Source organism: Streptomyces sp. NBC_01142, assembly GCF_026341125.1.
In the GTDB taxonomy this organism is placed as follows: domain Bacteria; phylum Actinomycetota; class Actinomycetes; order Streptomycetales; family Streptomycetaceae; genus Streptomyces.
In genome coordinates this window covers 1137833-1148640 of sequence record NZ_JAPEOR010000001.1, presented here as the reverse complement: position 1 = coordinate 1148640, position 10808 = coordinate 1137833, and the positions used below count along the sequence as shown (strand labels likewise).

11 protein-coding genes and 1 pseudogene are annotated in these 10808 nt (G+C 70.7%); 8 read left to right on the top strand and 4 right to left on the bottom strand.

The genetic code is table 11. The features are described from left to right. The first annotated feature begins 1 nt into the window (after position 1). Together OG883_RS05490 and OG883_RS05485 are read left to right on the top strand one after the other, a co-directional pair. Positions 2-1054 carry an amidase gene (locus OG883_RS05490; protein ID WP_266535688.1) on the top strand — a complete coding sequence of 351 codons (1053 nt, stop codon included), beginning with the start codon at positions 2-4 and terminating at the stop codon, positions 1052-1054. Beyond that, complete coding sequence (locus OG883_RS05485) at positions 1051-1518, top strand: DUF3291 domain-containing protein (protein ID WP_266535685.1); 468 nt, start codon at positions 1051-1053, stop codon at positions 1516-1518. Before OG883_RS05490 ends, OG883_RS05485 begins: the two co-directional genes overlap by 4 nt. Before the next feature lie 177 nt (positions 1519-1695). On the opposite strand, the gene OG883_RS05480 is transcribed toward OG883_RS05485, so the two are convergent. Together OG883_RS05480 and OG883_RS05475 are read right to left on the bottom strand one after the other, a co-directional pair. After that, positions 1696-2613, bottom strand: coding sequence for an RNA-guided endonuclease TnpB family protein (locus tag OG883_RS05480; RefSeq protein WP_266541257.1), 918 nt, complete (start codon positions 2611-2613; stop codon positions 1696-1698). A gap of 15 nt (positions 2614-2628) precedes the next feature. Beyond that, positions 2629-2910, bottom strand: coding sequence for a helix-turn-helix domain-containing protein (locus OG883_RS05475; protein ID WP_266535683.1), 282 nt, complete (start codon positions 2908-2910; stop codon positions 2629-2631). Between the two features lie 26 nt (positions 2911-2936). On the opposite strand from OG883_RS05475, the gene tnpA reads away from it, so the two are divergent. Then, a complete protein-coding gene (gene tnpA / locus OG883_RS05470; RefSeq protein ID WP_266535681.1) occupies positions 2937-3353 on the top strand; it encodes an IS200/IS605 family transposase in 417 nt (138 codons plus the stop codon). 162 nt (positions 3354-3515) lie between these two features. On the opposite strand, the gene OG883_RS05465 is transcribed toward tnpA, so the two are convergent. After that, the gene (locus tag OG883_RS05465) at positions 3516-4412 is read right to left on the bottom strand and encodes an ADP-ribosylglycohydrolase family protein (protein ID WP_266535678.1); all 897 of its coding nucleotides are present in this window, start codon (positions 4410-4412) and stop codon (positions 3516-3518) included. 120 nt (positions 4413-4532) lie between these two features. Between OG883_RS05465 and OG883_RS05460 the strand changes: the two are divergent. Continuing rightward, positions 4533-4706, top strand: a pseudogene (locus OG883_RS05460) (alpha/beta fold hydrolase); the annotation flags it as partial. Between the two features lie 10 nt (positions 4707-4716). On the opposite strand, the gene OG883_RS05455 reads toward OG883_RS05460, so the two are convergent. Continuing rightward, positions 4717-5829 (bottom strand): ferritin-like domain-containing protein, encoded by a 1113-nt coding sequence (locus OG883_RS05455; protein ID WP_266535676.1) that lies wholly within the window; start codon positions 5827-5829, stop codon positions 4717-4719. A 166-nt stretch (positions 5830-5995) separates the two neighbouring features. Here OG883_RS05455 and OG883_RS05450 point away from each other — a divergent pair, with 166 nt between their 5' ends. From OG883_RS05450 to OG883_RS05435, 4 genes are all read left to right on the top strand, one after another. Beyond that, the gene (locus tag OG883_RS05450) at positions 5996-6931 is read left to right on the top strand and encodes a diiron oxygenase (RefSeq protein ID WP_266535674.1); all 936 of its coding nucleotides are present in this window, start codon (positions 5996-5998) and stop codon (positions 6929-6931) included. 82 nt (positions 6932-7013) lie between these two features. Then, positions 7014-7760 (top strand): TetR/AcrR family transcriptional regulator, encoded by a 747-nt coding sequence (locus tag OG883_RS05445; RefSeq protein WP_266535672.1) that lies wholly within the window; start codon positions 7014-7016, stop codon positions 7758-7760. 106 nt (positions 7761-7866) lie between these two features. Then, on the top strand, positions 7867-8142 hold the full coding sequence (locus tag OG883_RS05440) for a hypothetical protein (RefSeq protein ID WP_266535670.1): 276 nt from the start codon (positions 7867-7869) through the stop codon (positions 8140-8142). A 55-nt stretch (positions 8143-8197) separates the two neighbouring features. Further along, entirely contained in the window at positions 8198-10753 is a 2556-nt protein-coding gene (locus tag OG883_RS05435; protein ID WP_323180881.1) for a PQQ-binding-like beta-propeller repeat protein, read from the top strand. Positions 10754-10808: the final 55 nt, after the last annotated feature.

The following is a 10808-nucleotide window of genomic DNA, read 5'->3' as shown; positions in this document are numbered from 1 at the left end:
CATGGCACAGGTGGATGCGGCACTGGACGTCATCGGGCGGCTCGATCCGGGACTGAGCGCCTTCATCGAGGTGTGGGACGAGCAGGCGTCGGCGTGCGAGGTGGATCCCGGACTGCCGCTGGCCGGGCTGCCGATCGCGGTGAAGGGGCCGACCGGCATCCGCTCGTACGCGGCCCGGAGACTGATCGAGGCGGGTGCGGTACCGGTCGGCTCGACGGCGGTGCCGGGACCGGGGACGTACTGGCAGACCTGGGGTCTGGGCGCGCACGGCCGTACGGTCAACCCGTGGCGGGCGGACCGTACGCCCGGGGGCTCGTCGGCCGGCTCGGCGGTGGCGGTCGCGGCGGGAATGGTGAGCCTTGCCACGGGCAGCGACGGGGCGGGGTCGGTACGGATCCCGGCCGCGTGGTGCGGGGTGTTCGGGCTGAAGACGACCAACGGGCTGCTGCCGTCGCCCGACCGGACCGGGCTGGCGTCGGCGGGGGTGCTGACGCCCACGGCGGCACAGGCGCGGGCGTATCTGCGGTGTGTGCTGGACCAGTACGAAGAGGTGCGGGTGCCGTTTCCCGTAGAGGCCCGCTGGTCGGCCGACCTGGGGTTCGCCGGAACGGACCCGGAGGTGGAGGCGGTCACACGGGCCGCGGTGGAGCGGCTGGTGTCGGCCGGCGTCGTACGCCTGGACGAGCGGCCGTTCACGCTGCTCGACCCGTGGGAGGCATGGGAGTCGGTGCGCGGCGGGGAGCCGTGGGCGGGGGCGGCGGTGCGCGGGGAGAACGACCGCCGCCTCGATGCGTTGTTCGCGGATACGCAGCTGCTGCTCACCCCGGCCACACCGAACCGCCCGCATGGCCACGACGGCCCGGGCGAGCTCTACTCCACCGCACTGACCTGGGCGTTCAACCTCAGCGGACATCCGGCGGCGAGCATTCCTGCGGGCTTCACCAGCGACGGCTGTCCGGTCGGGCTGCAACTGGTGGCGACGCGGGGCGCGGACGTCTCGCTCCTCGAAATGGCCGCGGCGGCGGAACGGCACGCGGCTATCGTGCGCCCATGACCTTCGAACCCACCACCCACGAACTCGCCCAGGTGAACATAGCCCGCCTCAAATTCCCGCTGGATTCCCCGGAGTTGAAGGATTTCGTCGAGGCCCTCGACCCGGTGAACGCGACCGCCGACGCGGCGGACGGTTTTGTGTGGCGGTTGCAGAGCGAGGGCGGCAACGCCACGGACATGGTGGTCTTCGGGGACGAGTGGCTGATCGTGAACATGCCGGTGTGGCGGGACAGCAACGCGCTGACGGCCTTCATGTACCAGGGGCAGCACCGCGAACTGCTGGGGCGGCGCTACGACTGGTTCGAGCGGGTGCAGGAGGTCATGGCCACGCTGTGGTGGGTGGAGGCGGGCTACCGCCCGACGGTGCGGGATGCGGAGGAGCGTCTGCTGCACGTACGCGAACACGGGCCGACGCCGCAGGCGTTCACCCTGCGGACGTCGTTCCCGCCGCCGGGGGCGGAGTGATTGACCTCCTCCGATCGCCCTGGAGGGCGTGGATTCTCCGCCTGCGGGTGGTCACCCGTTTGGGAGACCACCCGCTTCGGGTGGGTTCCTGCTTCCTCCCCACCGGAGTGGGGCTTGTGCGCGCTGCCGGGCTGCTGCCTGGTCTTACATGCGCTCCGCAGGCGTTTACTCGCGCCGTTACCGGCGTGAGGCCCCCAGTCCAGGGGTGGGTGGTTGTGCCGCTGCGAGGATGCGGCGGCCTTCATACTTGACGTTCCGTCCGGCGTTCCAGTCCCGGTCGTGCCGGGTTCCGCAGTTGCCGCAGGTCCATTCCCGGATGTGCAGGGGCTTGGGGCCGTCGCGGAATCCGCAGGCGGAACATATCTGGGAGCTGGGGAAGTCGCGGGCGACCTTGACGAACTTCCGTCCGTGCCGGATCGCCTTGTACTCGCAGAACATCAGGAACTGGGACCAGCCCGCGTCGTGCACGCTTTTGGCCAGGCGGCCACGCGCCATTCCACGCACGTTCAGGGTCTCCGCGAAGACAGCTTGGTTTTCGCTCGTCAGCCTGTGAGACCACTGGTGGTGGAAGTTCCGGCGCGCATCCGCCACCTGGGCGTGAGCGCGGGCGACCTTGATTCGGGCCTTGTCCCGGTTGTTCGACCCCTTCTTTTTCCGCGACAGTTCCCGCTGCCGCTTCTTCAGCTTCTTCTCCGCCCGCCGCAGGTACTTTGGTGAGGCGATGTGCGAACCGTCCGCGAGGACCGCGAACCGGGTCAGGCCCAGGTCGATGCCCTGGTCACAATCAGCTGGCGGAAGGATGTCGGCGGCCGGGTCGGTCTCGACCACGAAGGAGGCCCAGTACCTCCCGGATCGGTCCTTGATCAGCGTCACGCTCGACGGGACGGAGGGTAGATCGCGGGTCCACTTGACCCGCACGTCTCCGATTTTCGGCAGCCGGAGCTTGCCATCACCGAGGATCTTGAACCGGTCGGAGGCGGTGAATCGGGCGGACTCCCGATTGTCCTTCTTGGACTTGAAGCGCGGCAGGGCAACCTTGGGGCCCTTGCGGTTGCCGGTCTTGGAGTCCTCATACGCGGCCCACGCCTTGTCCAGGTCCCTCAGCGTCTGCTATAGCACACCGACCGGGGCATCGGACAGCCAGGCCCGCTCCTGGGTCTTCTTCGCGGTGGTGATCAGTTCCTTGGACAGGTCCGGGTTCTTCGGGACCCGCAGGTAGGGGCCCTCGGCGGTCCGCCGGCGCGGGTTGCCGAGCAGCTTGTTCGACGCCTTGACCGGCTTGATCCGGGACAGTGCATCGTTCCAGACCACGCGCTTGCACCCGAACACCCGGCGGGCGTTGATCGCCTGAGCGGGCGTCGGGGAGACGCGGTACTGGTAACGGAGTTGCATGCCAATCACCGTACTACAGTTGGGTTATGGCCGAGTATCAGAACATCCGCACTGGCAGACACTGCATTTTCCTCATGCACGCCCACTTGGTCTTTGTGACGAAGTACCGGCACCACGTCTTCACCGACCGGCACCTGACCCGCATGGAAGAGATCATGCGGGCCGTGTGCGCGGACTTCGAGACCGAGCTGACCGAGTTCAACGGCGAGTCCAACCACGTACATCTGCTGGTGAGCTTCCCGCCCAAGGTCGCCGTATCGAAGCTGGTCAACTCCCTCAAGGGCGTCTCCTCCCGCCGACTCCGTCAGGAGTTCCCCGACCTCGTGCAGCACTACTACCGGGCCAACAAACTCTGGTCTGGCTCCTACTTCGCCGGGTCAGTCGGCGGAGCGCCCCTGGCAATCGTCCGCCGGTACATCGAGAACCAGAACCGTCCGCTGTGATCTGCGGGTCAGAGCAGGATTGAGAAGCGATTCCCTACCGGGCTGAAGCCCGGTACCCCCTCGCTAGATCCTGGTGGCGGGGCCGGTGTTCCCGTCGGCCGGGGCCCGGTCCGGCGACTCTGCCGCGCTGCCGGTGCTGACCAGCGCGGCGGGTTGCCCGCCTCAGCCGCCCGGAAGGGGCTCCCGGCGCTCCAGCCACGCCGCAGGCACTCCCCCGACCCCCGTCGCCGCGGCCACGATGCCGCCCGTGATCGCGCAGGTCGTGTCGACGTCGCCGAAGCCCTCCGCCGTGGACCAGAGCGCCGCCTCCAGGTCGCCCTGGTGGCGCGTCGCCGTCCACACCGCGAACGGCACCGTGTCGTCCGCGCGGATCCGCTGACCGTTGCCGAGGATGTCCGCCGCCTTCCAGGGCTCGGTGGTGAACGCGAGCTCCGCCGCCCGTAGCAGTCCTTCGCGCACCGCCCCCGGCGGCGTGCGGTCCGCGACCGACGCGATGGTCAGTTCGCCGCGCACCGAGAGTGCCGACGCCGTGGCGACCGCCACCGCGCCCGCGACGCCCTGCGGGTGGGCGTGGGTCACCCGGGCGGACAACTCTGCCTGACGGGCAACCAGTTCGAGGTCGCCGCTGAACCAGGCACCGAGCGGGGCCACCCGCATCGACGCGCCGTTGCCGAGGCTGCCGCCCTCGAAGAGTTCCGGGGCGAGGGTGCGCCAGCTCTCCGGTTCCTCCAGGAGCGCCGGCAGCAGCATGTGCATCCCGTGGCCGTAGCCGCGCGCCTGATCCGCGTCGAAGGTGAGCGCGAAGCACGCGGCCAGCCGGTCCTGGTCCATCTCGCCGTGCTGGTCGAGCACCCGCTGGATCGCGAGAGCCATGGCGGTGTCGTCGGTCCAGTGCCAGTCGGGCTCTTCGGGGGTACGCCGGGCGCGGATCTCGTCGTACGCCTGTGTCCGCTCGCGGAAGAGGGGGAACCAGCGCTCGCCGAACGCGTCCCCGAGGGCGAGCCCTTCGAGGCTGCGGCGGGCGGCTGCACGATGGGGGTTCGTCACGGCGGTGGTCATGGGCACCATGGTGCCGGGCACGGCCATGTGGCGTACATCCATTATGGCTCGGGAGGGAGCTCCGTTCCGTCGTTCTGCCGGACGATCTTGAGGCTCCGTACGCGCCCTACGGTGAAGGGCATGTCCTCCCACCACGTGCCCGCACGGGTACACGACCACGGCGGCGACGGTCCGCCGCTCCTCCTCCTGCACGGCGCCGGGCGCTCGCTCGCCGACCGGGACGCCGCCGCCCCGCTGCTCACCGCGCACCACCGGGTGCTCGCCGCAGATCTGCCGGGGCACGGGCGCTCACCGGGTTCACGGGTCAGCCGGAGAGCTGAGCGCCCTCGGCAATCGCCTCCTCGACCTCCGTGACCCGCGCCTGCTCCTCCGCCTCGAAGCGTTCCTGGTCGAGCTTCTCGGCGATCTCCTCGTCCTGCGACATGAGGAGATCGAGACTGGAGTCGCCCATCTCGAAGACGCCCATGTCGAGATAGGCCCGCTGGAGGCGTTCGCCCCACAGCCCGATGTCCTTGACACAGGGCACGATCCGGCTGAAAAGCAGCTTCCGGAACAGCGCGAGGAATTCGGACTGCTCGGAGATCTCCTCGGCCTCCTTGCGGGGGATGCCGAAGTTCTCCAGGACCTCCACCCCGCGCAGCCGGTCGCGCATCAGATAGCAGCCCTCGATGACGAACTCCTCGCGTTCGCGCAGCTCCGCGTCGCTGAGCTGCTTGTAGTAGTCGCGCAGTGCCATCCGCCCGAAGGCGACATGGCGGGCTTCGTCCTGCATGACGTACGCGAGGATCTGTTTGGGCAGCGGCTTGTCCGTGGTGTCGCGGATCATGCCGAACGCGGCGAGCGCGAGGCCCTCGATGAGGACCTGCATGCCCAGATACGGCATGTCCCAGCGGGAGTCGCGCAGGGTGTCGCCGAGCAGCCCCTGGAGGTTGTCGTTGATCGGGTAGAGCATCCCGATCTTCTCGTGCAGGAACCGGCCGTAGATCTCGGCATGCCGGGCCTCGTCCATCGTCTGGGTCGCGGAGTAGAACTTCGCGTCCAGGTCGGGGACGGACTCCACGATCCGGGCCGCGCACACCATCGCGCCCTGCTCACCGTGGAGGAACTGGCTGAACTGCCAGGAGGTGTAGTGCCGGCGCAGCTCACCCTTGTCCTTCTCGGTCATCTTCGCCCAGTGGCGGGTGCCGTAGAGGTTGAGCACCTCGTCGGGGGTGCCGAGCGGATCGTAGGGGTCGACCTCGAGGTCCCAGTCGATCCGCTTGTTGCCGTCCCACTGCTTGTCCTTGCCTTTCTGGTACAGGGCGAGGAGGCGGTCCCGGCCGTCTTCGTACTCCCAGCTGAAGCGGGCGGCGCCGGTCGCGGGGACCTGCCAGAGGGAGCTTTCGGGGGCGTTCGTGTAGCGATCGCGCGTCGACACTGACGACTCCTTCGCCTCATATCCCGTACAAGTAAGGACTGTTGGCAGGCTCACACGTTGGTAGACGCGGAGTCAACAAGTCGTGCACGAGGGATTGACGGTCTTGCTGACAAGCAGTCTCATAAGGGGTGACCATCGCTCACCCACTCGCGAGGTGCCCTCAGCCATGACGACAGTGACCGAACGCGACGTACAGCTGCTCCGCGATGCCCTCGGCCCGCTCCGGGACCGCGAACAGGTCGCCGAGCGGCTGCTCGAGTCCTCGGCCAAGCACTCCTTCGACCCCGACAAGGAGCTCGACTGGGAGTCTCCCGTCGAGGACGGCAAGTGGTTCTGGCCGCCGGAACTGCTCTCCCTCTACGACACTCCGCTCTGGCACAAGATGTCCGAGGAACAGCGGATGGACCTGGCCCGGCACGAGGCCGCGTCACTCGCCTCGCTCGGCATCTGGTTCGAGATCATCCTGATGCAGCTGCTGGTGCGCCATATCTACGACAAGTCCGTGACCAGCAACCATGTCCGGTACGCGCTCACGGAGATCGCCGACGAGTGCCGCCACTCGATGATGTTCGCCAGGATGATCGAGAAGGGCGGGGCCCCCGCCTACCCCGTACCGCGGCTCTACCACAATCTGGCGCGCGTGCTGAAGACCGTCTCGACCACGCCCGGTTCGTTCGCGGCGACGCTGCTCGGCGAGGAGATCCTCGACTGGATGCAGCGGCTGACCTTCCCGGACGAGCGGGTCCAGACCCTGGTGCGCGGCGTCACCCGCATCCATGTGGTGGAGGAGGCGCGCCATGTGCGTTACGCCCGTGAGGAGTTGCGCCGCCAGATGGTGACGGCGCCGCGCTGGGAGCAGGAGCTCACCCGGATCAGCTGCGGTGAGGCGGCCCGGGTCTTCTCCGTCTGCTTCGTCAATCCGCAGGTGTACACGAATATCGGCCTTGACCGGCGCGAGGCGGTGGCGCAGGTGAAGGCGAGCGGCCACCGGCGTGAGGTGATGCAGTCCGGGGCGAAGCGGCTCACCGATTTCCTCGACGACATCGGGGTGCTGCGGGGGCCCGGCCGCAGGCTGTGGAAGAGCTCGGGCCTGCTGGCGTAGTCGGCGCCCGGGCCCGCCAACGGCCCGGGCCCGGCGCGCGATCGCCCAACAGTTCCCAGAACGGTGCGGTTACGCTGCGAGCATGACCAGTTCCGCTCCAGTGACCCGTGCCTACCGACGGCTCAGCGTCGAGGAGCGCCGCAGGCAGCTCCTCGACGCCGCGCTCAAGCTCTTCGCGCACCGGCCGCCGGACGAGGTCTCCCTCGACGACGTGGCGGAGGCGGCCGGGGTCTCGCGGCCGCTGGTGTACCGCTACTTCCCCGGCGGCAAGCAGCAGTTGTACGAGACGGCGCTCCGGTCCGCCGCGGACCGGCTGGAGCTGTGCTTCGCCGAGCCGACGGCCGGCCCGCCCACCGAGCGGCTCTCCCGCGTGCTCGACCGCTATCTCGTCTTCGTCGACGAGCACGACGCCGGGTTCAGCGCGCTGCTGCGCGGCGGGAGCGTCGCCGAGACCTCCCGTACGACCACGATCGTCGACGAGGTGCGGCGGGCCGCGGCCGAGCAGATCCTCGTCCATCTCGGGGTGACCCGTCCGGGACCGCGGCTGCGGATGATGGTGCGCACCTGGATCGCGGCCGTCGAGGCGGCGTCGCTGATCTGGCTGGACGAGGCGAAGCAGCCGCCCGCCGGTGAGCTGCGCGACTGGCTCGTCGACCATCTCATCGCTCTGCTGGCGGCGACCGCGGCGACGGACGAGGAGACGGCGGCGGCCGTGAAGGACCTGCTCGCACTGGAGACCGCGGCCGGTCCGGTCGGCACGCTGGCCGGCCGGGTGATCCCCGTCGTGAGCGAGGGCGCCCACCTCCTGCCCGCGTCTCCCGCGGGATAGCCCCGGGCCCCCGGGCCGCCCGTCCTCCGGCCCCCGCCCTCCGGCCCCCGCCCCTCGTCCTCCGGCCGGCAGGACGATGGCGGCGATCCTGCGCGACACTGGTGCGGTGAGAAGCGAGAACACCCCCTTCGTGGGCGGGCCACTGGACGGGCGTGTGCTGCCGGTGCTGGTCGGGCACACGGGCCATCCCCCGAAGTGGTACGAGATCCCCGTGCCGAGCGACGACGGCACCCCGCCGACCGTGCACGCGTACAAGCGCGTACCGGCCGGGTACAGCAAGCGGCTCGGGATCCAGCGCGGCTGGAAATACGAGTACGCCCCCGAGGGTGTCGAGCGGCGCCAGGTGAAGTGGCCCTGGTCGAAGCCGAACGGCGCGCCATAAGATCACGGGCAACCGCGTCGCCGGACCGCGTCGCCGGACCGTGTCGCCAGGGGGGATGCTCGCGATGGAGCCGCTGCAGCAGGACGATCCACGCCGGATCGGACCGTTCACCGTGCGGGCGCGCCACCGGGAGTCGGCGGTCTGCGTCCACTATCTCGCGCACGGGCCGGACGGCACGGCCATGGTCGTCTCCCTGGCCCGGCCCGAGCTGGCCGCGCTGGTGGCCTTCCGGCGCCGCTTCCAGCGCGAGACGCGGAGGGCGGAACAGCTGGCGGGCGGCTGGGTGGCGCCGATCGAGGCCCGTACGGACGGGGAGCAGCTGTGGACGGCGAGCCCGTACGTCCCGGCGCTGACTTTGCGTGAGGCGATCGCCCTCGCCGGTCCGCTGCCGGAGCGGGCGGTACGGATACTGGGCGCGGGCCTCGCCGAAACCTTGTCCCGGGTGCATGCCACGGGGGCGGTGCTGCACGGGCTTGCGCCCGACACCGTGCTGATCGCGGCGGACGGGCCGCGGCTCACCGCCTTCGGGGCGCTGGGCGCGGCGGCCGTCGCGGAGGCCCGTCCGGACGGGCAACTGAGCGTGAAGCTCGACTATCTGACCCCGGAACAGGCGGCGGGGGCGAAGCCGGGACCGGCGTCGGACATGTTCGTCCTGGGCCTGCTGCTGGCGTACGCGGCGACCGGAACGACGCCCCTGGCGGACGCGGACCGCATTGCGCACGGCGAGCCCGAACTCGACGGTGTACCCGGCGAGTTGCGCCCGCTGGTGTCCCGCTGTCTGGCCAAGCGTCCGGAGGACCGCCCGTCGGCGGGAACGGTGGCGGCCGACCTGGCACTGGAGGGCGCGGCGGCACTGGCGCGGGAGGGATGGCTCCCGGCGTCGCTGGCGGCGGCGATCGAGGCCCAGGCGATCAAGGTGCCGACGGAGGTGGCGTCACCGGCAGCGCAGTCTGCGGGCAGCGGCACGTCCGGGGTGGCGGCGGAGGCGGAGCGCGCCGGCAGCGTCACCCCCGAGCCCGTGGATGCGGTGGCCGCACGGCATGCGGGCGGCGCAGGACCACAGGCGGCGGGCACCCGGCCGCCGGGTGGTGACCGGAGCGGTCCCGGCGACGGCGCCCGGGCCGACCGGGGCACCACGGTGCTCGCGATCCCGCCGGCCCGGGGGGCAGCAGGGACCGCGCCGGCCGGCGCGGTCCCCATGCCCGCCGGTCCGCCTCCCACCCCGGGCATGACCGCCCCTCCCGCTGCGGTGCCCTTGGGCGTTCCCTTCGGTGTGCCGCCCACCGCACCCACGGCACCCGCATCCCCACCCACCCCGAAGCCCGATCGGCGGGCACTGCTCATCGGGATCGTCGCCGGGGCCGCAGGGCTGGCGGTCGGAGGGGGCGGGGTGTACGCCGCCGCCGGCGAAGACGCAGACGTGAAAGCCGAGCCGGCCGAGCCTCCGGCGCCCCGGCCGTCGAAGATGGCCGGGCTGCCGCCCGACCCGCTGTGGCGGTACGAGCATCCCGGGACGGACACCAGCCCCCTCAGGGCCACCGTCTGGCGGGACCGTGTACTGGTCCTGACCAGCGAAGAGCAAAGCTCCGGCGTGGATCTGCGGACCGGCCGCCGGCTCTGGGAGCGCAGGGAGGCCGGGTCCCTCTCCCGGGCCGTACCCGTCAACGACGAGCTCTGTCTCGTCGATGCCCGCGACGAGCTCCTGTGGATCTCCGCGCAGAGCGGGAAGCTCGAGCACCGCATCGCGAAGACCACTCTGGCGGGCCCCGGCGAGACCCTGACCTTCGAGAGCGTCAGCGGCTGGGAGGGCAGCACCGTCTGGCTGACCGGTCACGTCAGGAAGGGCAAGAAGCTCCGGACGTACCTCTTCGCGTACGACACCGTCGCGCGGAAGTGGCAGTGGCGCACCGGGATCACCGACGGAAAGGCCCCGCACACCCCGCGGTACGGCCTGGTCGCCGTGCGCTCCGCCGACATCGTCCTGCGACAGGACTCGCGCTCGCTCACCCCCGCGCAGGTGAAGGGGGCCAAGGGCCGTTCCGTACTGCACACCTTCGACCGCGCGAGCGGCAAGCTGCTCTCGTCGCGGCCGCTCACCGGCGTGGGGCCCACCGCCGGGGTGGTGGGCGACGCGTCGGGCAGGCTGTTCGCCGCGGCGGGCAGGGAGTTGCACGCGTTCACGAGCGGCGACGGCAAAAGGCTGTGGCGGGTGCCCGGGGCCGAGACGCCCGGCAAGGACGGCGTCTTCGCGTACGGCACGCCCACACTCCGCGGCCCGGCCCTGTATGTGGCCAACCGCTATCAGCAGGTGTCCGCCGTCGACACGGCGACCGGCCGCCGGCTGTGGACACGCTCCACCGAGGCCCCTGCCTGGGACGACACTCCGGGCACCGCGCTCAGCACAAGCGGCCGTACGGTACTCGCGGCCGACGGGGCACAGCTCACCGCGTTCTCGGCGCGCGACGGCAAGCGGCTGTGGAAGTTCCAGGAAGCGGGCACAGAGGACGCGCCGGACGGGGAGGCCACCTCGCGCTACGAGGCGCTGCAGGGCGGCGGCCGGAACCTCGTCGTCCGCCGGGACCGGACCTTCTATGCGCTTCCGGTGGAGTGAGCGGGCCGACGCGACGCCCGCAGGCGCGCGGGCGGATGGGCACAGTCCGCCTCGA